Genomic DNA, 20,079 nt, shown 5'->3' with positions numbered 1-20,079 from the left:
GAATGGCCCGAGAATCCCTGGCAACAAAATTAGAGCTGGCGCATTGTCGTCCGATCACCGGCCGAGGCTTGTCCCCGTAGGCGTCGGTGACTGAGAGACCGAGAGCGCTCCCGCCTGCCACGGAACCGGAGTGCTTCCTATGGAACGCTATTTCTTTGACATCCAGAGTGGCCGGGAGTTCTTCGCCGATGAGGAGGGCCTGCGGCTGCCCGATCAAAAGGCTGCCGAAGTTGAAGCGATGCAAACGCTGACCGGAATCGCCAGAGAATCCGTATTCAAAGGCTGTCGTCCAGATTTGGCAGTGGAAGTGCGCTCGATGACTGAACGGCTTTTCTGCGTATCGATCGTCTATCGAAGTGAGGGCACTAAACATTGAGGCTGCCGTGAGAACAGACACATTCATCTCGACTGGGTGTCCCGCTCTCGGGAACCCGTGTCCTGCGAAAGCGTTTGTAATTATAGGCAGCGTCCGCTCGCCGTTGCATAACGCGCTGGTACCTCGCTAAAGATCTGGCGCGAAGCGGAGCGTTCACGCTGGTCCGCTCCCGGCGAATATGTTGGGGTGCTATGACCACTGTCCCAGCCCCGACCGGCACTGATCCAATTTCTGGAGACAACATGACGAAAAGCGAAGCGAAGGCTGCCCGGCATCTGCGGGAAGCCAACAACGCGTTCAAGGCAGTGAGAGCAGAAAAGCCAATGACCGATTACGCGAAAGATCAGCAATTCCTGCACGATAATCACGAGCGCCTGAAGGCGGCCCGATTGGCGCGTGAAGCCAAGTCGAATGACTCCCGGGTGAACATTGCATTGACAACGGTGCGCGCCGCATCCTGATCGGAGTCGGCCGTCAAGGCGCGGCAGCTGCTAAATTTCTGTGCCGCGAGGATGCCTGCCGAGGAAACGCATCTTGGGAGATGGACGTCATGGCTAAGGGACAGCAACGGCTATCGCGAAGCCAAGAAGCCGAAGATGTAGAAAGCCAAGGTGATCGCGGCACGATGCCCCTTGTGCAGCCTCCACCGGTGATGGAACAGATGTGGTAGCAAATTGCTGGTCCGTTTGCCCGCACGAGGACGTCGAATTTCGTTGTCTCGCCTGGCACCGTTGCGTAAGCTGCACGGCAGCCTTCTGGGACTATCACTTCGTTGACTGCGTCGCGTGAAGGCGATCGTTGGCGTCAGCTCCGCGCTGGGTCCGAAGACAAATAGGACAACGACGTGAGCGTGCCATCGGCATTTATGAAAGAGATCTTAGTAGTCGGCGCGGTCCTCTTCCTGTCATCCCATGCTAATCTGCGATCGGCCGAACAAGCGAATGCTGTAAGCCGATATGCCAATTTGCGAGCAGATCGAGGTCACACGCGCTAATGCTATGTTGGATGAGAAAGCAGGACCGGCTGCGCTTATGGGATCTTGACGCATCCGGCAAAACGCCCATGGGATACCGAAAAATCGACTAAGCCTCTGATGCGGTGATGCATCTCGTCGCGGCGATAGGCCCCGCGGTGAAGCCTCTCAAGCATTCTTCTACTGTCTTATTTGCTGGCTGGAACGCAGTTTGCTGAGATTGACCAAGGTCATGTTGGCAGCAGCAACTGCGCTCGGCGTATGAGTCCGCAGTTTTGCTTTAAATGGCGCGCCATCTATAAGCGCAACCGCTCTCAATTCGCTTGTCTAACCTTGACGGCCTGACGCTGGCCTGTCGTCGGCAGCAATCCATCATGGCCTCATCAGACTGCGCCGAACTCTCGTTTCGGACGCCATCCGACGGGATCGGCGATCCAGAGGTTTATGTCGGACTCATGCCAGCCGCTCCCGTTAATGCTGATCTTGATCTGGGGCGGGAACGTGCCCTCGGCGATCTTGCGGTAGATGGTGGACCGGGACAGCCCGGTCCGCGAAAGCACGGTTCTCAAGCGGATGATACGGTCTGGTTCGCGCATAACCGCGCTGCCTCCTGCTGGCTGTCTCTGACAGCTTCCGAGACCAGACAGGACAAGCAGTTGCAGCGGGCAAGAGGGTTGTTCGACTCATCGCAGCGTGGCGTAGAGACGGCGGCAAATGGAGGATCAAATTCCGATGCCCCGGCCTCTGCCAATGTCAATGCCGTGAGTGAACGCCAATTCCTGGCCGAGCCGGCGGCCTGATTCGAAAGCGATGCCGAGTTCAAGCTTTCGGTTGGCGAGGATGGATTCCAGTTGCGGATCGCGTTCAAGGCTTCTCGCCATGTCGCCCATCGCCGAGCGTGTCGACTTGTAGCCGGATATGTCGCCCGCCTGATACTGCCGCTGGCTGGTGTGGTCGAGCTTCTGCCAGCGTTCCACGAAACGGTCGGCGCGGCGGCTCGGACCGGTGCGCAGTTCGGTTTCGAGCTGGAGAGCGCGGACGGCGCGGGCGGAGTTGCCCGAAGCGGCTTCAAGGGCCAGTTCCGGGTTCTTCTTGTAGGCGGCTTCGGCATCGTGCGAGCCGTAGGGCCGCACCTTCTCGAAGACCTTGCGGGCCTCCTGCAATTCCCTCAGCTGCTCCGGCCTGGCCTTGCCAGCCTGGTCCTGCATATCGAAGATCGCATTCACGGCTCGGGCATGACGGGTGAGAGCCTTTGTGCGGGCCTCACGCAGCGCCACTTCCGGATCTTCCAGCACCTTCCTTTTCGGCGCTTCCCGTTGCGGCCTCCGCGCGCTGCCCGTGCCATGCACAGCATCGGCAGACGGGCGTAGGCCATCGAACATGTTGCGCATCCTCTCGGGCACGACCTTGCGCACAATCTCGGCCACACGCTCGCGGAACGTGATCCCACGCCGCTCGGCAAAGTTTTGGGCCGGATCGGCGCGTTCGTAGTCCGAGGTCATGTCCTTGGCCCGGTCGCGCGACAGGGTGCGGACAAGCCGGTCCTGACTGGCAAAATCGTCGTGGCCATAATGCAGGTCCACGCCGTCGCGGTGCCGCGACAAGGCGACATAGCTGCCATGGGCGTCCATGCCTGGCGTCGCCAGCACATGGGAGCGGTCCACCGTCATGCCCTGAACCTTGTGGATGGTCGCGGCATAGCCATGGTCGATCCGGTTATAATCCCTGAGGTCAAAGCGAACGGATCGGCCATCGTCGGTCTGCACGGCCATGGATTGCGCGATGACCTGCTCGACAATCCCGAGCGTGCCGTTCTTTACGCCGAGCCCGCGCTCGTTTTGCAGGAACATGACGCGGTCTCCGCTGGCGAAGCGGCGCTCGCCGCGCTCGACTGTGAGGTGCACCTCATCGCCCAGATCACCTGCTGCCCGCATCCGCCCGCGCGCCGCCTCGTTCAGCGCGCGGACCTCGTCGTTGGTGTGGGTGAGGATGATCCGGCTGCGCCCCGGCGCTGCCTGCCGGTCGCGGTCCCAGCGCTCGATCAGATCGCCCCGCGCTTGCTCGCGTGTTTGCGCCTCATGCACCATGCGGTGGGAGCGATAGGCTTCCAGCGCATGGCCGGTTCTGCCCGTCGCCAGATCGCGCGTGGCGTCGCTTTGCCAGTCTTCACGCTGGCGGCGCACCTCGCCGATTTCTGCGCCGCCATAGCGCCCATGGATCGACCGGAACGCCGCGCCGGCTTCGATGGCTTGCAACTGCGCGGGATCTCCAACCAGCACCACTTTCGCGCCGGCCTCTGCCGCGTGCGACAGGACGCGCTCCAACTGGCGCGTGCCCACCATGCCCGCCTCGTCGATTACCAGCACGTCGCGCGCAGTGAGAAGATCGCGGCCCTGTCGCCAGCCATGCTCCTGGCTGGCAATGGTGCGGGACGCAATGCCCGATCCGCGTTCGAGGTTTTCCGCCGCGATGCCGGACAGCGACGCGCCCCGGACCTCATAGCCTGCCGCTTCCCACGCCTCCCGCGCCACCCCCAGCATCGCGCTCTTTCCCGTTCCGGCATGACCGACCACGATCCCGAGATCGCGCTCGTTCATGACATGCGCCAGCGCATCGACCTGCTCGCCGGAAAGGACAAGGCCGCGCGCTTCCGCACGCGCCAGCGCCGCTTCCCGATCCCCTTCACGCACCTCATGGCGCTCCCGTTCAGCCATCAGTTCAGCGGCACGGTGCAGGCGCCGTTCGGCCTCGATCATCGCGGGGGTGGTGAACCGATCTTCGCCGCGAGCGTCCTTGCCGAGTTCGACCAGATCGGGGGTACCACGCATCGCGCCCATGACCTCGTTGAACTGGTCGAGGCCGTCGCTGTGGCGATGCGCAAACTTCGCCATGTCGCGCTGCGTAAAGGTCGATTGCTGATGCGTGATCGCGTCCAGTCCGAGGGACGGATCGGCGATGATCCGCGCGCCATTGCCGCGGGCAATCTCGCGGTGCATCTCGGCGCGGTCGGCCTCGATCCTTTCGCCCTCCATGATCCGATTCTCAATACGTTTGGCGGGTGCGCCGATCTGGCTTTGTGGCTCCAGTGCGATGCCCTGCGCCTCCAGGCTGCGATGGTCGATACGCGCGTCGATGTCGAGTTCGGCCAGCCGCTCGTTGGCAAGCTCTGCCCAGCGTTCACGCCAGCGCGCGACCATCTCCGTGCGATTCCAGTCCCGCACCTTCGGGCCAAAAACGTTCTCGTCCACTGCGCGCATGGTCAACATGACATGGGCATGGGGTTTGGGCATGCCGTCCTCGGCCATGTCCCAGTGCACATTGAGGTCGGCGATCATGCCCCGAGCCACGAATTCGCCCTCCGCGAAGTCGCGGGCCAGCTCGATCCCCTGAGCCTGGGTCATCTCGCGGGGAAGCGCGAATTCGACCTCGCGGGCAAGCTGCGCGTCCTTGCGGACTTCGAACGCCTCGACATCGTTCCACAGCCGTTCGCGGTCGCGCCACGCTTCCGGGGCATTGTCCGGCAGCAGCACCTCGGAATGAACAACGCCGCGCTTGGCCGAAAAGTCTTGGGCACGGTCGAGCCGCTCGTCGCGCAGCCGCGAGCCCGATCGGTAGGCGGCTGACGCCACCGCGCTGGAGCCGGACTTGCGCCCAATGACCTTGACGTGAAGATGATAGATCGCCATCGCGATCAGATCAGTGGCACGGCGAAGTGCACGTCGGAACGACGTATAAGCGCGCCCTCCCTCGAAAAATTCTCGGGCGGGATTACACCGTCTCAAACCGTCCCGGCGAACTTGCAGCATTATGCCCAGGGCTCGACTATCATCACCTCATCAAAATTGCTGGAGAACGTGATGCGCAAGCCAAGGGATTTCGATGGGGAATTGAAAGCGCTCCAGGACAAGGCGCGCGACCTTAAGAGCCGCAAAGTGCAGCAGCTCGGCGAATTGGTTATCGCCATCGGTGCAGATAGCCTTAGCGTCGATGAACTGGCAGGTGCGCTGATCGTGCTGACTGAGACTAAAGATGCTGGAAAGAGGGAGGCATGGGCCAGGCGCGGGGCCGCGTTCTTTCAGAGCCGGGCGCGGCGAGATGCACCGACAACTGACCGCAACACGGACGGCGCTCGAGCGCAACCGGGCGGCGCGCAACCGTCAACAGGCAGCAAGGGCGCGGCATGATATGCGCGCATGGCAAGTCGAGCGCCGCAAGCGCACGCGGCAGCTGATTGAACTGGGCGGCCTCATCGTCAAAGCTGGCGTGATGGACCTGACCGGCGATGATCGCGCCATCATCCTCGGCGCGCTGCTTTGGATGGCCGACAAGCTCAAAAGCGCTCAAGGCGAACAGGCGCGAGTGCTCTGGGCCGCAAAGGGAAAGGAGGCATTCGCTGTGGAACGGGCGACAGATGCGTCCACCATCGCGCAGGAAACGCCACAGGATCGGGCATGACCGATGGCGGGAGGCGCCAAATCCTAATGCGCCAAGGCGACGCCGCCCGGTCATCGCAGATCGATTTAGTGGCGACCTCGGGCGGTGGTTTGAAGCTACTTTCAGGCTTTCAGATCGATGCCGCGCACGATGACGCCGGGAGGAGTGCCTTCAAATTCCCGCGCCAGGAACTTGCGCGACGCGCACGCTTCTATTCGGTCGCGCAACCGCTCAAACTGCTCCTCGCGCTGGTTGGCGGGCGTCCGCCGCACGTGCTCCAACTCATCCATGGCCGACGCGCTGACGGCGCAGCGTACTTCCTGGCTCCCGTCCATCATGGAGAACAGGAGCACCATCCGGTCGTCTTCGTAACCTCTGATGATACCACGCGCGAGCGTCATCGAATTTTCTTCCTAAACGGATCGGACTTAGGCTTTCTTTTGCGCTGCCGACGGATTGAGTTCAGCGATCCTGCGCAGACAGTCGGCTTCGGAAGAATGCGGGCCGGATACGAAGGTTCCGCTAACCTTGATCGAGTACCAGCCTGATTCTACGCCGAGACGAAGGGATTCTTCAGTCATGACGTGGCGGGGCGTGAGATTTTGCATAGAGTGCTTTCGGTTAGGCTATTCCATTATTGCCGGAACGTGCCAGGTGATGTGATCACGCAAGAGCGTAACGCTGATTTGTCAGGGTGTGTCCTCGGAAAGTCGGACAAGATCCGCAAGCACGGCCGCGACGAGATCGCGGTGATGCGTGTCGGTCGGTGCAAGGCTGGCCACGTAGAGATTGAGTACATATTGCGCTTTGGCCACCGCCTCCGGCCACGAGGCGGCCGGCGCGGTGAGAATCTGGAATTCGACGACGCCCTGCTTTTCGCGCAGCAGCTTCGCGTTGACCTCGACGTCGGCCAGCACACGACGGATATCGGTCGCTTTCTGTGCCGCCATGCCGCGATGCTTGTCGAGTTCGATCGGGGTCTCAGTCATGCTGCCGGCTCGCGTCGATGCGCTGCGCATCAGACAGGTCGACCGGGCTGATTGAAATCATTTCCATCGCAGCGCGTTGTGGCGGCGCACCGGGCACCATGATCATAGTGCCGATACGCCGAAAGGCCGGGAATGAAAGGCCCTCAATCATCTCCTCGTCAGTGATGATTTCGTAAGCTCCTGGTGCGAGCTGCCGGTCGATGCCCTTAATATGGAACGGATGCTTGAAATGAACGGTTTCCCGTCGTGAGCGTACGGTCATGCTGGCAACCCGACGAATCTGCGCATGACTGTATGATGTTGTTCGAACATCATCGTAGCGTGCGCGCTTTTGCGGCAATTAGCTATCGTTTTCTCGGCTGCCGGCCACATTTGATGCAATAAGGTAGCCAGCGTCTTGTATTCTCTGGTTTCATAGCCAATTCGAGCACTCATCGGGCGGAAAGGCGTTTAGAGTGAAGCTTCGCGTCGGGTTCGAAATGGTCTACGACTTCCCCCAGCCGACACCGATGATCATGGTGCTGGGCACACACTTCACCCGCGCCTCCGATGTCATCGTGCCCGACTTCCTCACCACCGACCCGACGGTGGAAATCACGCCCTATCGCGACTTGTTCGGCAATTGGTGCAGCCGCATGGTTGCGCCGGCCGGCCGCGTGCGTATTGCTGGCGATGGCGTCGTGCGCGACAGCGGCCTGCCCGATCCGGTGTTCGCCTCAGCGGTTCAGCATGCGGTCGAGGATCTGCCCGCGGATACCCTAGTCTATCTGCTTGGCAGCCGCTATTGCGAGACCGATCGGCTTTCGGATATCGCCTGGCAGTTGTTCGAGAAAACGCCGCCGGGGTGGGCGCGGGTCCAGGCGATCTGCGATTTCGTCCATCATCACATCGCCTTCGGATATGAACACGCGTGTGCCAGCAAGACGGCGTCGGAGGCCTATCAGGAAGGCAAGGGCGTCTGTCGGGATTACGCGCATCTCGCCATCACGTTCTGCCGCTGTATGAACATTCCGTCACGTTATTGCACCGGCTATCTCAGCGATATCGGGACGCCAAAGCCTTGGGCCGTTGGAGATTTTGCCGGGTGGTTCGAAGCCTACCTTGGCGGCCGCTGGCATATGTTTGATCCACGCAATAATGTGCCAAGGATTGGTCGCGTCTTGATTGCACAGGGACGCGATGCCTCCGACGTTCCCATCACCCAGACGTTCGGACCCAATACATTGGTCAGCTTCAAGGTGTGGACCGAAGAAGCGGTATGATTACCGTTGCCCCGCGGTACTGCCGACCAGGCCGGCTTCTCAGATGAGCCACTTGATGCTTTGCGCTGCCTGGCGTTCGGCATGAAATCAGAACTTCAGTCAGGGCCAACTAGATTTTAACTGCTCAAAAATGCTGAGAGATCCAACCGCAACTACGCAGAGACCAGCGAGCGTCCAAGCGACAGGCTGGTCTGCCGCAACTGTTCCAACAACGACCCAGGCGCCGAAAGCAGTTATTCCAACCGAGATCAAATGCGCGGCACCGTTTTCCATTTCAGTCCCCAGACTATAGGCCGGCCCATTGAAGTCGTGCTGCCAAGACGACACCGAAGCCTATATCCCTTAGCCATCGGTAGGCATCTTTGTCGAACGATCACCGACCGCGAGATGTCTAAGCACGCTCCTTGCTGGCAATCTGCGGCAAAGGTGGCCTGCGCTCCGGAAGCTTCTTCTTCGCAGGTGCCGGCAGCAAGCCTTCCCTGATGGCCTGCTTTCGCACGAGCTTGCGAGCCCGGCGGATCGCCTCAGCTCTTTCGCGCGTCCTCCTCTCCGAAGGTTTCTCGTAGGACCGCCGCTGTTTCATTTCCCGGAAGACGCCCTCGCGCTGCATCTTCTTCTTCAGAACACGAAGCGCCTGGTCGATATTGTTGTCGCGAACAAGTACGTGCAAAAGAATCTCCTCGCTGGGCCGCAAATGCGGCGGGTCCTGCATGCAACCAATTGCGCAGGAAGCTCGTTCAGAATGTGAGAATGGCAGTCACGGCGGCAGTCTTCGCCGACATCGAACGCGCTGGGTTTTTCGTCACGGCGATCCAGTTCGGTGTCGGTGACAGGACCACTCCCGGACAGCTGTGTCAATCGATAAGCGCTCGTCGAACGATGACAGCCCCGACGAACCTGCGCCCCAAACGTCTGAAAGTACCCATCTAAACAAACTTGGTCGGCATCCTTGCAAAAGCAAGAAAGTGGCTTATATCGACGTTATTCGATTAGCCGCTGTGCCTTGTTGAACGCGCCCGCGGGCTCCTTTTCCAAAGACATCGACGAAGTTGATAGAAGCCGCGTGACCCTCACGCGGAACGCGCTCGTGCGCTTTGGAGAATGAAAATGACGACAGGCATTGTTAAGTGGTTCAACGGCCAAAAGGGCTTTGGATTTATTCAACCGAGCGACGGCAGCAACGATGTGTTCGTTCACGTCAGCGCGGTCGAACGCGCTGGTCTATCAGGCCTGGCCGAAGGCCAGAAGGTTAGCTACGAGGCCAAGACCGACAAGATGCGAGGCAAAGTCAGCGCTGAGAATCTCTCGCTGGCCTGATCTTGCGGAGCCGTTTCACGGATGTACTGAAACGGCCATTATGCCCGCTCGATCTCCGGATTGAGCGGGTTTTGTCTGTGGCAAAGTGTGATGGGAAATGAGCGCTAGGAAACTCGCGGAGCCGTCGCCCGAAAGCATCGCGCGCATCAATCGCAAAAGACTCGCTGCAGAAGACGGCGCTCGGGCATTGTTGGATGTTGAGAGGCAGGCCACCGACATCCGGAAGAACATGGCGCGACTTCGAGATCTCCGTGAGACCAAGGAAGCCGCCGACGCGGTTCTCGTGGAATCTCTGCCAGCGCCTGAGCCAAAAAGGCGCAGAAGCAAGTCAGCGCGATAGCCGGTTCCGGCAGCGGTCGCTGCAATGGTCTCGATGACGACCAGTTTTCCATCGCGAACCGTGAAACAGCGGCCGGTCTTGCAAGACAATGCGAAGAAGAGCGAGGATGGTTAGTGGGGTCATATTGCCCCGAACGAAGCCATTAGCGTGAACGATACCGCATGCGCCACCCGGCCGCGGCCTGTTCGAAACGGCGGGTTTCCATCTGCGCCTTCACCTGCACCTGGAGGGTTGACCTGCGATGGTCAAATCCGTTACGCGGGAAAGCCGACTGATAGCAAACGTCCTGCGAAACGGTGAGAACGCGACGGATGGAATTGGTAGGGCGAGCTTGTAGCATTGGCGCAAGCCGCGCCTCGCGCCGCTTCTTCAAACTAGGTGATGGATTTCACGAAGCCGGCAATGAGTGATCTCAGCTCACCCAGAGAAGGAATGTCCATGAGCAGAGCGACATAACCGCCGATTTGCTTCTGACGAATCTCGAACTTGATATGCAGGAACAATACGAGGGTGGAGTATTCGCTCTCAAACATCTGGTTGCTATCGCCGCGGATCACGATCGGCAAAGACATCTTGAGCCCGCTCTTCAGCAAGTTGGCGATGGTCGCGACCCAGCTATTCAGAATGATGTTGCCGGTCTCAGCCAGGGCTTCATCTTCGAGATCCACGATGTCATCGAGTGGGAGCTCTCGGCCCACGACTGCGCGCACCAGTTCAAGGCTATTTCGCTCCGGAAAGATCAGCATTGCCCGGCCTGAGAACGCCCCGGCGAAGTCCTGCCGGACGGCGACCAGCCTGGGATTGTCCGGTTTGGCGACCAGTAAGGTTGCGGCGACGCTGGTTAGGATTTCGACTGACGGAACTGACAGCAGAACCTCGTTTTGAACCATCTGGCGCAAGCTGTTGGCTGCCTTTGCCATCGCAATGTTTGACAGTTCGCCGAGAGCATCCCGCTCAAGGTTGCTAAGGGGTACAAACGGATCGGGCGGCGGCATCTAATCGGGTCCAACTTCTGCTCGGACGATAGAGCAATCGCCTGAAGACTTCCAAACATGAAACGCTTGCCCTTGGCGCTGCTTTCCCAATTTGGGTCGCGCATGCTGGGCTACCGTCGTTTTGCCTTGTATCGGCATCCGAAGAGTGCGTAATTTAGTGGTCAAATATTCCCATTTTCATGCCAAATCCAATGGCAAACCCAAGAATTCAGGTTCCGATGCGGAAAAGGCCTGCCACGACCGGACGCCCCAAAGCCAATTCCGCCCAAGCGAGCGAGAAGGGGAGCGTATCGCCATCGAAAGCCGGGGCGCAAGACGGAGGCAAGCCGATTGTCTCCAAAAATCTCGCGGCAAGTGGCCCAAGAACCCTAATGAAGACCTCCGAACTAGGGGCGAGCAAACGGGACGCGCGTCGTCTCGCGCCGCAATCAACTTTAAAACCAACGGCGCCTTCGACGCATCGCCGTAAGCCGGCGCCGACCGAGATATCGGGCAACCGACAACAGAAGATCGAAGAGCGCATCGCGGCAGCAACGGAGGAACTCGCGGCTGGGTTAACCGAGGCGTCCTCCGCCGCCGAGGAGCTGCGCCGTTCGATGGAGCAAATAGCCAGCGGAGCAGAGGAAGCCGCCAGCGCGGCGCAGGAAACCCTGGTAGTGGCCACCAACACAGCAGCAACGCTCGTTCAAGCACGGAATCGTGCCGAAGGGGCGCGCCGGCGAACCGAGGCTGTCGAATCGCTGCTGCTCGAGACGTCGAGCCAGATCGGAACGTGGGCCGGTAACATCAAGCATAATGGAGAGCGTCAGGCCGGCACCGTGGACATCATGGCGCAGCTCAGCAGCCAGGCGGCAAGCATCGGCGATGTCACCAAGACCGTCAGCCAAGTCTCCGACCAGACCAATTTGCTGGCGCTGAATGCGGCGATCGAGGCTGCGCGTGCCGGCGACCATGGCCGCGGTTTTGCGGTCGTCGCCGACGAAGTTCGGGCACTGGCTGAAACCTCGGAAAAGAGCGCGCAGGACGTGCAAGGCCTCGCCGCGCAAATCGAGACCCAAGTGGCGTCGATGGCATCGATCATCAAGACGGCAGCAGCCGCCGCAACCGAAGAGGCACTCAAGAGCCAGACCGTCATTCTGGCGCTGGGCGAGCTTCGCAAGGAAGTCGGCGCTTTGGCCGAGGGCAGCCAATCCATTGCCGTGGCGACACTGGAGGCTGAAACGGCCGCTCGCGAAGCGCAAAAGGGCGCAGAGATTATCTCCGCCGCTGCCGAGGAACAGGCGGCGGCGGCGGCGGAAGCGCTCCTCAGTGTCGAACAGCAGGCCGGCGTGCTCGACGAAGGCCAGGTCGCATCCCGGTCGCTTTCCGTACTGGCGACCGACCTCAAGATGAATTCGACCAGCGCCGATCAGCTGGCCTCCGCCGCCGAGCAGCTTTCCACCGCCGTTCAGGAAATGTCGGGATCCGCGGCCCAGATCATGACCGCAGTCGATCAGATCAGCCGCGGCGCGCAACAGCAGGCGGTGGCCACCCAGCAAGCCAGTGCGGCGATGAACCAGGTCGAAGAGGCCGCCCTGTCGTTTCGCCAAAGCGCTGTTGCATCGACGGAGCGCACGCAGCGGATGGACGCCATGCTCGGCGAATGCCGCTTGCAGATCGCCGACCTGTCGCATGGTGTGGCGCGGTCGATCGAGACGACGCGTCAAAGCCTTGACATGATCGCCGGACTTGAAAACATGAGCGCCGGTATCGACAAGATTGTTGACGGAATCAGCATGGTGTCGATCCAGACCAATATGCTGGCCGTCAACGGCTCGGTAGAAGCCGCGCGAGCTGGTGAGTTCGGCAAGGGGTTTGCCGTCGTATCAAAGGACATTCGCAGTCTCGCTCGCGACTCCAATGAGAACGCCGCGCGCATCAAGGAAACGGTTCGCGCGATCCAGGGGCAGGTGGCGGCTGTGCGTCGCGAGTTGGAGCGCGTGATCGGCAGCGCCGAGACGGAAAACCAGAAGGCCGATGCTGTGCTGGCCGGTTTCGAGGCCGTGCAAAAGGATGTTGCCCAGATTGCCGCCGGCAACGAGCAGGTCGGGACCAGCGCCGAAGCCATCCTCGCTTCGATGAAGGATGTCAGTCAAAGTGCGCGCCAGGTCGCCTCGGTGGCCGAGGAAGCCGCCGGCGCGTCAGCCCAGGCGGCCGCCGCGGCAAAGCAGCAGGCGAGGGGAACGGAAGATCTCGCGGCGGCTATCGAGGAGATTGCCTCCCTCGCCCAAACCATTCAGCTTCGCAATGGCTAGCAGACGCGAACAGACCCGCAAAAAGGCCGATCTTTCGACTGACCGCAAAGCGCTCGTCCCGCCGGAAGACGCGGGACTGGATAATCTCCTGGTGTTCCAGCTTGCGGGCGAGCAGTTCGGTCTGCGTCTTCAAGTCGTCGCGGAAATCATACGGCCGCCGGTTCTCGCCCACATGCCCTTGGTGCCGCCGAGCCTGCTCGGATTGGCCAATCTTCGCGGCATTGTAATGCCGGTCGTGAGCCTGCGCGCTCTGCGGAATCTGCCGGATATCGCAGCGGACAAGTCGACGCGCGTGATCGTCGTGCGCGGCGACAATCCGGTCGGGTTCGTCGTTGATGGCATCCGAGGCCTGTTGGCCGTCGCCACCGACCGGCTCGAAAGGGACGCTACCGGCATTCATTGCGACGGTTCTGCATTGCTGGGCGATGTCATCAAAGGCGCCGAAGGCGAAAGCCCGATCAAACTGCTGGATCCTCCGCGTGTTCTGCAAGGGCAATTCGTTCGGCTCGGTGTTTCTTCGAGGCCGGCCGAAATCCAGGCTGCGTCGGCCAAAAGCCCGGCCGCCGGAACGCAAGCAAAAGAGCTGATTTCGTTATTGAGTTTCTGTCTCGGCGACCAGGAGTATGCGTTGCCGATCGACCGGGTGCGCGAGATCATTCCGCTGCCGGCTCACGTCTCGGAATTGCCCCGTCCGGAAACCGCCGTCCTGGGGGTGGTGACGCTGCGGGACAGTCTGCTGCCGCTGGTGTCGCTGCGGACATTGCTGGGTCTGCCGACCGGCGATCGACAGGGACCTCGCGGCAAGGTCGTGGTAATGTCGATCGGCGAAGGCGCGGTCGGAATTGTGATCGATGCGACGCGTGAGATACTTCGTATCGATCCGGACCTGATCGATCCGGCGCCGACGTTGCTGACGCGCGGGGACGGGGATGCGGAGATCACCTCGATTTGCCGGCTCGAGGGCGGAAGGCGACTGGTCGCGTTGCTGTCCCCGGACCGGTTGTTTCGGTCGGAACTTGTTCAGCGCATTTTGAGCGAGCAGGGGGGGAGTGACCCGGCGTTGCAACCCGAAACGAACACCATGGCAGACGAGCAATTCATTATCTTCAGGCTGGGTGATCAGGACTACGGCATTCCCATTGCCGCGGTAAGCGAGATCGCCCGTCCACCCGAGCATATCACGCGGTTGCCGAAATCTCCCGCGTTCATCGACGGGGTGATGAACTTGCGCGGCAGCGTCGTGCCGATCGTGGATCTGCGGCGTCGTTTTGATTTGAACAGCAAGCAACAGCTCGGTTCCTCTCGCATTCTGATATTGGGCATCGGCGGGGTGACCGCGGGCTTCCTTGTCGATAGCGTCTCCAGGATTTTGAAAGTATCTGGCGATTCGATTTGTCCGGCGCCCGAACTGTCGCCCGAGCAGATGCGGCTCATCTCGCGCCTGGTCAATGTTGAGGCCAGCGGGCAGTTGATCCTTCTGGTCGATCCAGCACAGTTGCTCGATCAGGTCGAAGCCGATCTTCTTGCCAAGTTCGCCCATTCCAAGCTCGATGCACCCGTGACTGTTTCGTGATCCGGCTTTTGATCGCTGACGACTCGGCCTTGATGCGGAAGCTGCTCGAAGGCATCTTCACCGCCGAGGGTGACTTCGACATCCGCATGGCCCGTAATGGCGACGAAGCTCTCGAACTCGTGCGCGCTTTCGATCCGCAGGTCGTGACCCTCGATGTGCAAATGCCCGGGATGGACGGCCTGACGTGCCTTAGCCGGATCATGATAGAGGCGCCGCGGCCGGTCGTGATGATTTCCTCGCTGACAGCGGACGGCGCTGAAGCGACGCTGGAGGCAATCGAACTCGGCGCGGTCGATTTCATCGCCAAGCCGGGTGGGGCGGTTTCACTGGAGATCGATCGCCTGCGGCCGCTGCTGGTGGAAAAGGTTCGAGCCGCATCCAGCGCCCGGATCCGGCGCACCCTGCGTCTGACGGAGCGCGTTCGTCATCAGATGAGCGGTGCCGGGCTGGCCTCGCGCCCCCGCGCCCGCCGCGCCCCATCGCAATCGGGCGTGAAAGCCGACATGAAGAGCTGGAGTGCGATGCTCCCGGGACTCGTGCTGGTTGGCACCTCGACCGGGGGCCCGGCGGCGCTCGATACCGTGCTGCCGCAACTGCCGGCGGATTTCCCCTGGCCGGTTCTCGTGGCCCAGCATTTGCCGGCGAGTTTCACCGGACCCTTTGCCAAACGGCTTGACCGGGAATGCCATCTCGACGTCGTCGAGGTCAACAAACCAATGCCTCTGAGGCCCGGTACGATCTATATCGGAAAGGGCGATGCCGACGTCATGGTCGCCCCTCGGGCGGCCGGCGTTATCGCGATGTCAGTGCCTGCCAAGGCCAGCTATCTATGGCATCCGAGCGTGGAACGCATGGTAGCCAGTGCGCTTGATCATCTCGAAGCCTCTCGTCTGGTCGGCGTCATGCTGACCGGGATGGGCAATGACGGCGCCGAGGCGATGAAACGTCTGCGGCTGACCGGAGGACGTACCATCGCTGAAGCCGAGTCCAGCGCGGTCGTCTGGGGCATGCCGGGCGAGCTGGTGAAGAATGGTGGCGCCGAAAAGGTACGGTCGCTGGAAGACATTGCCGAAACGATCATTGAAATGGTGAATTCCTGTGCCGCTGGTTAGAGGCAAAAAAGGCGGGGCGAGTGGCGAGACCGCGGGCTCGCCGCACGCCACCTTGGACAGTCCCGACGCGGACAGCCGCTGGACGGCGGCTCGCGCACTGGCGGGGCAGGCGGACGCAGTGCCGACGCTTGCCGCGGCTCTCGGCCGCGAAGCGATCCCGCGGGTGCGCGAAGCCATCATGACCGCGCTGATCCGCATCGGCAATCCGGCAAGCATCGAGGTTCTATTGCCATACCTGCGGTCGCAGGATGCGGGGGTACGCGCGGCGGCGATCGAGGCGTTGCAGGCGTTGCCCGACGCTATCGCTCCCTTCATGCCGCCGCTGTTAAGCGACGGCGATTCCGATGTGCGCCTGCTTGCAACCGAACTCGCGCGCAACATGGAAGCGTCCGAGGCCACCCGCCTGCTTTGCGAATTGATCGAACATGAGCATCACCCCAACGTCTGTGCGGCAGCGATCGATGTCCTGACCGAAGTTGGAACGCCGGAAGCGCTTCCCACTCTGGAGAGGTGCGCGGCGCGCTTTGCTGCGACGCCTTTTCTGCCTTTCGCGATTTCCGTGGCGATGAACCGCATATCGGGCGAAGGCTAGAGCCGATGGACGATTCAAAGGGAGGATCGTCGCAGCCTATCCATATTTCATCGGAGCAGGTCCAGCGCTTCTGCGAATTCCTTTACCGTCGCACCGGTATGTCGTTCGCTGAAAGCAAGCGATATTTTATCGATCGGCGCCTGGAAGACCGTATTGCTGCAACCGGCTCATCGTCGTTTCAGGAGTATTTCTCGCTGCTGAGGACGGATGCCGATCAGGAGATCGAGCATCTGATCAATTCCTTCACGGTCAACGAAACCTATTTCTACCGTGAAGAACACCAGCTTCGTTGCATGACAGCGAGCCTGCTGGACGTCATCGTCAGCCAAAAGGAGCCGGGTTCCACCTTGCGGATCTGGTCGATTCCCTGCTCGACAGGGGAGGAGCCTTATTCCATCGCGCTCTGGCTGATGGAAAACTGGCCGCAGGTCGACAATTACAACATCGAGATCGTCGGGTCGGATATCGACACCCGCGCGCTCAAGGCCGCCGCGCAAGGCGTCTATGGCGATCGCGCGCTGATGCGGTTATCCCGCGATATCATCGGCCGCTATTTCGGGCCGGTTGCCAGCGGTAATTACCAGATCGACAAGGGTTTGAGAGAGTCTATCGAATTCACGAGGGCCAATTTGATCGATACCAAGGATATGATGCAGTATCGCGATTTCGATCTCATCTTCTGCCGCAACGTTTTGATCTATTTTGACGACGCTTCGCGTCGGCTCGCCGCCGAGAATCTCTATGACTGCCTGCGGCCGGGCGGCTACATTTGTCTTGGCCATTCGGAAAGCATGAGCCGGATTTCCCCGCTGTTTCGTGTATCCCGATTTCCCGACGCGATCGTCTATCAACGGCCGGAGGTAGATGATGGCTGACGCGGCAACGCCGGCCAAGGCGAAGGTCTTGGTGGTCGATGATTCCTCGCTGGTGCGGCTCTACTATCGCTCTGCGCTGGAGATCGCCGGCTTTGAGGTCAAGCAGGCGATCAATGGCATCGAGGCTATGGAGAAAGTGTTGTCGGAACCATTCGATCTGGTGATCGTCGACGTCAATATGCCGCGCATGGACGGCTTCACGTTTTTGCGGTCGCTGCGATCCGCGACGGCTGACGTAGCAACGCTCCCGGCATTGATGATTTCGACCGAGTCGGGGGTGCAGGACATCGCGGAAGCCAGGCTGGCCGGTGCGAATTTCTACCTCGTGAAGCCGGTAGCGGAGGCCGAACTGGTCCGGCATGTCTGCGTTCTGACGGGAGCTGCGCTGTGAGCGCCCTGGATGACCAGTTCGTTGCCGAAGCGCGCGAGCTTATCCGGCAGGCAACGGATAATCTGATCGCGCTGGAACGCGACGGCAAGTCGCCCGAGCGTATCGATAGCGTTTTTCGTGCGTTTCACACGCTCAAGGGGTCTGCCGGCGTCGTCGAACTGCCGGCCATGAGCATCGTCCTCCATGCTGCCGAGGATCTGCTGGACAATGTGCGGCATGGCACGCTCGCGGCCGGGCCGGAGATGGTCGATGCGGCGCTCGCCTGCCTCGATCAGGTGTCGCGCTGGGTTGACAATTTCGAGGCCGCCGGGTCGTTGCCGTCGCAAGCCGGTGAGGACAGTCGCGCGATGGCGCAACGATTGCGCATGTTTTTGCCGCGAACCGGTGACCAGCCGGCGGTCTCCGCCCCGGAGGTTCCAAAGGAAAAAGGGCAGGGGCATTTGCCCGAATGGGTCTCGCTCCTGATGGCGGCGGAGCGCGATGCGATCGCATCGCGCATGCCGGAGGGGCCAGTCGCAGTTACGGCCATTTCCTATGAGCCTTTCGCTGGCTGCTACTACAATGGTGACGATCCGGTGCAGCTGATGAAGCAGGTGCCAGGCTTGCTGGCGCTGCAAATCGAACCGCGTGAGCCTTTTGCGCCGCTTGGGGAGATCGACCCCTATGCCTGCAATCTGCGCTTGCGGGCCATTTCGAGCAGCAATCGAGATGAAATCGCCGCGCTGTTTCGGCTGGTGCCGGATCAGATTGAGATTGTCAGCATTCCATCAGAAATGCTTCCCGCAGCGGAGATGCATGTCGGGTCCGACAGCCAAGCCCTGATCTGCATGGCCATCGAGGCGCAGTGCGAGCTGCTGCGCGTACCGGATCGAGCGGACGAACTGGCGGGCTGCATTGGCGCCGCCGCACGCGTGGCAGAAAATGCCTTGCGCCACGGTCAGCGATCGGATCTGGCGGATAGAGTGGGGCGGGCCGGCACCATGGCGCTGGCGCAGCGGGATGCCGGAGCATTATTGTCGGCGCTTGAGGAGGCACTCGCGGCCTTCACCAAGCTCCCCTCGACGATCGCGGTCAACGGCGCGTCCCAGTCGGCATCCGAAAGACCGGCCGATCGCGTGCTCCGCGTCAGCGAGGCGAAAATCGAGGCGCTCGTCAATCTGTCGGGTGAACTCGTGGTGGCAAGAAACGCACTGTCTTACTCGGTCGGGCAAGTCGAGCGGAAGCTCGATAGCGGCGAGATCACCAGGTCAATCCAGCGCGACCGTGACGCGATCGATCGTCTCGTGAATGAATTGCACGGCTCGGTCCTGCAGTTGCGGATGGTGCCGTTTGCTCAGCTGTTTGGATCCTTTCCCCGGCTGGTGCGCGACGTTGCCAGGCAGCTCGACAAGAAGGTAACCCTTGTTACGAGTGGTGAGACCACGGAAGCTGACAAGACCATTGTCGAGCGTCTTTTCGAACCCATGGTGCATCTGGTACGCAATGCCCTCGATCACGGCATCGAAGACCCGGGGCAACGGCGCGCGTCAGGGAAATCGGAGGCTGCGAAAATCTCGATTGCGGCATCGCGGAGCGGAGACCGCCTGCTTGTCGAGGTTACGGACGACGGCCGCGGCATCGACCCGGCGGTCGTGCGGAGGAAGGCGGCCGAAAGACAGATATTGCCGCCCGATGAACTGGCAGCGCTGACGGACGAAGCGGTTATCGATTTGGTATTCTCGGCCGGATTTTCCACCGCATCGACCGTATCGGATATTTCAGGCCGCGGTTTTGGAATGGATGTGGTCCGCAGTGCGATAGAACAGATCGGAGGCAGGGTTTCGCTGCGGAGCCACGTCGGTGTCGGCACGACGGTTCGGCTCGACCTGCCGATGGCGATCGCGATGTCCCGCATCATGGTGGTCGAGGCCGGCGGGCAGTTGTTCGGCATTGCCATGGAAGCGGTGTCCGAGACGGTGCGTATTGCGCACGACCGGGTAAGCACGATCAAGAATAATGACGGTTTCGTTTTGCGGGATCGCGTGGTGCCAATCATTTCTTTGGCCGAACTGATGAATTTGCCTGGCCGAAAGCGAGACGCCTCCGAGCCGAGACTTCTGCTCGTCATCGAAGCGACCGGCCGGATAGCTGCTGTTGAGATCGATGCGGTTCGGGACCGCCTGGACGTTGTGCTCAAGCCGATGCAGGGCCTGCTGGCGGGGGCTTGCGGCTATGCGGGGACGACGTTGTTGGGCAATGGACAGGTCTTGCTGGTGCTGGATGTGAAGGAATTACTGGCTTGACCATTCGTCGTCGCGATGAAGGTATCGTAGTCCTCGAAGGCGTGTGCGGGGTGGAGGATGCCGAGGCACTCTTGCAGATGCTCCAGGCAACGCCGGGCGCAGATGTCGACTGGACACAATGTCGCCAACTCCATACGGCCGTCCTCCAGGTCATCATGGCCTCGGGCAATGCCCCGCCGGGGCCTTGCGGCGATGTCTGGGTACAGCAATGGCTGGCGCCAAAACTGCCCCAAAAAGGGACGGCCGGATAAAATCCCGACATCGCCGCTTTATT

22 protein-coding genes are annotated in these 20,079 nt (G+C 60.9%); 15 read left to right on the top strand and 7 right to left on the bottom strand.

Annotated features, from left to right (window positions below):
* Positions 1 to 139: 139 nt before the first annotated feature.
* Positions 140 to 376, top strand: coding sequence for a DUF6894 family protein (locus V7E26_RS09700; protein WP_324415227.1), 237 nt, complete (start codon positions 140 to 142; stop codon positions 374 to 376).
* A 242-nt stretch (positions 377 to 618) separates the two neighbouring features.
* Positions 619 to 837 carry a hypothetical protein gene (locus V7E26_RS09695; protein ID WP_324415226.1) on the top strand — a complete coding sequence of 73 codons (219 nt, stop codon included), beginning with the start codon at positions 619 to 621 and terminating at the stop codon, positions 835 to 837.
* An 895-nt stretch (positions 838 to 1,732) separates the two neighbouring features.
* Here the strand turns inward: V7E26_RS09695 and V7E26_RS09690 are convergent.
* Together V7E26_RS09690 and traA are read right to left on the bottom strand one after the other, a co-directional pair.
* Positions 1,733 to 1,945 carry a helix-turn-helix transcriptional regulator gene (locus V7E26_RS09690; protein WP_324415225.1) on the bottom strand — a complete coding sequence of 71 codons (213 nt, stop codon included), beginning with the start codon at positions 1,943 to 1,945 and terminating at the stop codon, positions 1,733 to 1,735.
* 126 nt (positions 1,946 to 2,071) lie between these two features.
* On the bottom strand, positions 2,072 to 5,035 hold the full coding sequence (gene traA, locus V7E26_RS09685) for a Ti-type conjugative transfer relaxase TraA (protein WP_324415224.1): 2,964 nt from the start codon (positions 5,033 to 5,035) through the stop codon (positions 2,072 to 2,074).
* Between the two features lie 171 nt (positions 5,036 to 5,206).
* Here traA and V7E26_RS09680 point away from each other — a divergent pair, with 171 nt between their 5' ends.
* A complete protein-coding gene (locus tag V7E26_RS09680) occupies positions 5,207 to 5,533 on the top strand; it encodes a conjugal transfer protein TraD (protein WP_324415246.1) in 327 nt (108 codons plus the stop codon).
* 1 nt (position 5,534) lies between these two features.
* Positions 5,535 to 5,804, top strand: a complete 270-nt coding sequence (locus V7E26_RS09675; RefSeq protein ID WP_324415223.1) for a conjugal transfer protein TraD — start codon at positions 5,535 to 5,537, stop codon at positions 5,802 to 5,804.
* Between the two features lie 101 nt (positions 5,805 to 5,905).
* Here the strand turns inward: V7E26_RS09675 and V7E26_RS09670 are convergent, their stop codons facing one another.
* The 3 genes from V7E26_RS09670 to V7E26_RS09660 all read right to left on the bottom strand — a co-directional run bounded on the left by V7E26_RS09670 (position 5,906) and on the right by V7E26_RS09660 (position 7,034).
* Complete coding sequence (locus V7E26_RS09670; protein WP_324415222.1) at positions 5,906 to 6,184, bottom strand: DUF1488 domain-containing protein; 279 nt, start codon at positions 6,182 to 6,184, stop codon at positions 5,906 to 5,908.
* A gap of 288 nt (positions 6,185 to 6,472) precedes the next feature.
* Positions 6,473 to 6,772: a hypothetical protein gene (locus tag V7E26_RS09665; RefSeq protein WP_324415221.1), complete on the bottom strand. Its 300-nt coding sequence runs from the start codon at positions 6,770 to 6,772 to the stop codon at positions 6,473 to 6,475.
* Entirely contained in the window at positions 6,765 to 7,034 is a 270-nt protein-coding gene (locus V7E26_RS09660; RefSeq protein WP_324415220.1) for a hypothetical protein, read from the bottom strand. Before V7E26_RS09660 ends, V7E26_RS09665 begins: the two co-directional genes overlap by 8 nt.
* A gap of 193 nt (positions 7,035 to 7,227) precedes the next feature.
* On the opposite strand from V7E26_RS09660, the gene V7E26_RS09655 reads away from it, so the two are divergent.
* Complete coding sequence (locus V7E26_RS09655; protein ID WP_324415219.1) at positions 7,228 to 8,034, top strand: transglutaminase-like domain-containing protein; 807 nt, start codon at positions 7,228 to 7,230, stop codon at positions 8,032 to 8,034.
* 391 nt (positions 8,035 to 8,425) lie between these two features.
* Here the strand turns inward: V7E26_RS09655 and rpsU are convergent, their stop codons facing one another.
* Positions 8,426 to 8,704: a 30S ribosomal protein S21 gene (rpsU, locus tag V7E26_RS09650; protein WP_324415245.1), complete on the bottom strand. Its 279-nt coding sequence runs from the start codon at positions 8,702 to 8,704 to the stop codon at positions 8,426 to 8,428.
* A gap of 437 nt (positions 8,705 to 9,141) precedes the next feature.
* Between rpsU and V7E26_RS09645 the strand changes: the two genes are divergently transcribed.
* Positions 9,142 to 9,351, top strand: a complete 210-nt coding sequence (locus V7E26_RS09645) for a cold-shock protein (protein WP_324415218.1) — start codon at positions 9,142 to 9,144, stop codon at positions 9,349 to 9,351.
* Between the two features lie 97 nt (positions 9,352 to 9,448).
* Positions 9,449 to 9,691 carry a transcriptional regulator gene (locus tag V7E26_RS09640; RefSeq protein ID WP_324415217.1) on the top strand — a complete coding sequence of 81 codons (243 nt, stop codon included), beginning with the start codon at positions 9,449 to 9,451 and terminating at the stop codon, positions 9,689 to 9,691.
* 374 nt (positions 9,692 to 10,065) lie between these two features.
* On the opposite strand, the gene V7E26_RS09635 is transcribed toward V7E26_RS09640, so the two are convergent.
* Positions 10,066 to 10,686: a chemotaxis protein CheX gene (locus tag V7E26_RS09635; protein WP_324415216.1), complete on the bottom strand. Its 621-nt coding sequence runs from the start codon at positions 10,684 to 10,686 to the stop codon at positions 10,066 to 10,068.
* 371 nt (positions 10,687 to 11,057) lie between these two features.
* Here V7E26_RS09635 and V7E26_RS09630 point away from each other — a divergent pair, with 371 nt between their 5' ends.
* Genes V7E26_RS09630 through V7E26_RS09595 form a run of 8 tightly spaced genes read left to right on the top strand, consistent with a single transcriptional unit; the run spans position 11,058 to position 20,056 of the window.
* A complete protein-coding gene (locus V7E26_RS09630; protein WP_324415215.1) occupies positions 11,058 to 12,980 on the top strand; it encodes a methyl-accepting chemotaxis protein in 1,923 nt (640 codons plus the stop codon).
* Positions 12,973 to 14,553 carry a chemotaxis protein CheW gene (locus V7E26_RS09625; RefSeq protein WP_324415214.1) on the top strand — a complete coding sequence of 527 codons (1,581 nt, stop codon included), beginning with the start codon at positions 12,973 to 12,975 and terminating at the stop codon, positions 14,551 to 14,553. Before V7E26_RS09630 ends, V7E26_RS09625 begins: the two co-directional genes overlap by 8 nt.
* Entirely contained in the window at positions 14,550 to 15,665 is a 1,116-nt protein-coding gene (gene cheB / locus V7E26_RS09620; protein ID WP_324415213.1) for a chemotaxis-specific protein-glutamate methyltransferase CheB, read from the top strand. The genes V7E26_RS09625 and cheB overlap by 4 nt, the downstream gene beginning before the upstream one ends.
* Positions 15,652 to 16,257, top strand: a complete 606-nt coding sequence (locus V7E26_RS09615; RefSeq protein ID WP_324415212.1) for a HEAT repeat domain-containing protein — start codon at positions 15,652 to 15,654, stop codon at positions 16,255 to 16,257. The genes cheB and V7E26_RS09615 overlap by 14 nt, the downstream gene beginning before the upstream one ends.
* Positions 16,258 to 16,262: 5 nt before the next feature.
* Positions 16,263 to 17,132: a CheR family methyltransferase gene (locus V7E26_RS09610; protein ID WP_324415211.1), complete on the top strand. Its 870-nt coding sequence runs from the start codon at positions 16,263 to 16,265 to the stop codon at positions 17,130 to 17,132.
* On the top strand, positions 17,125 to 17,523 hold the full coding sequence (locus V7E26_RS09605; protein WP_324415210.1) for a response regulator transcription factor: 399 nt from the start codon (positions 17,125 to 17,127) through the stop codon (positions 17,521 to 17,523). The genes V7E26_RS09610 and V7E26_RS09605 overlap by 8 nt, the downstream gene beginning before the upstream one ends.
* Positions 17,520 to 19,805: a chemotaxis protein CheA gene (locus tag V7E26_RS09600; protein WP_324415209.1), complete on the top strand. Its 2,286-nt coding sequence runs from the start codon at positions 17,520 to 17,522 to the stop codon at positions 19,803 to 19,805. Before V7E26_RS09605 ends, V7E26_RS09600 begins: the two co-directional genes overlap by 4 nt.
* Complete coding sequence (locus V7E26_RS09595) at positions 19,802 to 20,056, top strand: hypothetical protein (RefSeq protein WP_324415208.1); 255 nt, start codon at positions 19,802 to 19,804, stop codon at positions 20,054 to 20,056. The genes V7E26_RS09600 and V7E26_RS09595 overlap by 4 nt, the downstream gene beginning before the upstream one ends.
* Positions 20,057 to 20,079 lie beyond the last annotated feature (23 nt).

Origin of the sequence: Bradyrhizobium sp., from assembly GCF_036735945.1 — a bacterium.
Taxonomy (GTDB): Bacteria; Pseudomonadota; Alphaproteobacteria; order Rhizobiales; family Xanthobacteraceae; genus Bradyrhizobium.
The sequence above is the reverse complement of the archived record's forward strand: the minus strand, read 5'-3'. Positions and strand labels throughout refer to the sequence as shown.

What these genes read in the sequence shown, in the direction of transcription:
- V7E26_RS09700 (WP_324415227.1), top strand. Translation starts at nt 140, where the DNA reads ATGGAACGCTATTTCTTTGACATCCAGAGTGGCCGGGAGTTCTTCGCC.
- V7E26_RS09695 (WP_324415226.1), top strand. Translation starts at nt 619, where the DNA reads ATGACGAAAAGCGAAGCGAAGGCTGCCCGGCATCTGCGGGAAGCCAAC.
- V7E26_RS09690 (WP_324415225.1), bottom strand. Translation starts at nt 1,945, where the DNA reads ATGCGCGAACCAGACCGTATCATCCGCTTGAGAACCGTGCTTTCGCGG.
- traA (WP_324415224.1), bottom strand. Translation starts at nt 5,035, where the DNA reads ATGGCGATCTATCATCTTCACGTCAAGGTCATTGGGCGCAAGTCCGGC.
- V7E26_RS09680 (WP_324415246.1), top strand. Translation starts at nt 5,207, where the DNA reads ATGCGCAAGCCAAGGGATTTCGATGGGGAATTGAAAGCGCTCCAGGAC.
- V7E26_RS09675 (WP_324415223.1), top strand. Translation starts at nt 5,535, where the DNA reads ATGCGCGCATGGCAAGTCGAGCGCCGCAAGCGCACGCGGCAGCTGATT.
- V7E26_RS09670 (WP_324415222.1), bottom strand. Translation starts at nt 6,184, where the DNA reads ATGACGCTCGCGCGTGGTATCATCAGAGGTTACGAAGACGACCGGATG.
- V7E26_RS09665 (WP_324415221.1), bottom strand. Translation starts at nt 6,772, where the DNA reads ATGACTGAGACCCCGATCGAACTCGACAAGCATCGCGGCATGGCGGCA.
- V7E26_RS09660 (WP_324415220.1), bottom strand. Translation starts at nt 7,034, where the DNA reads ATGACCGTACGCTCACGACGGGAAACCGTTCATTTCAAGCATCCGTTC.
- V7E26_RS09645 (WP_324415218.1), top strand. Translation starts at nt 9,142, where the DNA reads ATGACGACAGGCATTGTTAAGTGGTTCAACGGCCAAAAGGGCTTTGGA.
- V7E26_RS09640 (WP_324415217.1), top strand. Translation starts at nt 9,449, where the DNA reads ATGAGCGCTAGGAAACTCGCGGAGCCGTCGCCCGAAAGCATCGCGCGC.
- V7E26_RS09635 (WP_324415216.1), bottom strand. Translation starts at nt 10,686, where the DNA reads ATGCCGCCGCCCGATCCGTTTGTACCCCTTAGCAACCTTGAGCGGGAT.
- V7E26_RS09630 (WP_324415215.1), top strand. Translation starts at nt 11,058, where the DNA reads ATGAAGACCTCCGAACTAGGGGCGAGCAAACGGGACGCGCGTCGTCTC.
- V7E26_RS09625 (WP_324415214.1), top strand. Translation starts at nt 12,973, where the DNA reads ATGGCTAGCAGACGCGAACAGACCCGCAAAAAGGCCGATCTTTCGACT.
- V7E26_RS09610 (WP_324415211.1), top strand. Translation starts at nt 16,263, where the DNA reads ATGGACGATTCAAAGGGAGGATCGTCGCAGCCTATCCATATTTCATCG.
- V7E26_RS09605 (WP_324415210.1), top strand. Translation starts at nt 17,125, where the DNA reads ATGGCTGACGCGGCAACGCCGGCCAAGGCGAAGGTCTTGGTGGTCGAT.